The sequence below is a fragment of the Vibrio sp. 2033 genome (assembly GCF_033339735.1).
In genome coordinates this window covers 1-504 of the sequence record NZ_JAWOVC010000908.1, presented here as the reverse complement: position 1 = coordinate 504, position 504 = coordinate 1, and the positions used below count along the sequence as shown (strand labels likewise).

Here is a 504-nt window from a genome sequence, read left to right as displayed (position 1 = left end):
GCAGCAACAGCCGCTCCTGTAGAGACGCCTAAAGCACCAGAACCTGCTGCTCCTGCGGTTTCAGCTGCTTCAGGCGATAGCGACCTGATGACAGATGAAGAGTTTGAGAAGCTGCTTGACGAGCTACACGGTGCGGGCAAAGGCCCAACGCTTGAAGAGCTTGATATGGCAACTAAGCCTGCTTCCGCTCTAGCTCCAGAAGCGCCAAAACCAGCACCTGTTGCGCAGCCTGCTCCGGTTTCAACGCCAGCCTCTGCTCCTAAGCCAGCAGCAAAACCTGTGGCGGTGAAAGAGGAGCCAAAAGCGTCTGCACCAGCGGTGAAAAAGCCACAAGCAGAAGCGACGGTACGTGTTGATACATCAACGCTAGATACCATCATGAACATGGTGGGTGAGCTCGTGTTGGTGCGTAACCGCTTATTAAGTCTTGGTTTGAACAGCGACAATGAAGAAATGTCGAAAGCTGTGGCAAACCCAGACGTTGTTACTGCAGACCTTCAAGGC

The 504-nt window shown here is 53.6% G+C and carries 1 pseudogene; it reads left to right on the top strand.

The features are described from left to right. Window positions 1–504, top strand: a pseudogene (locus R7P74_RS29755) (chemotaxis protein CheA); the annotation flags it as partial.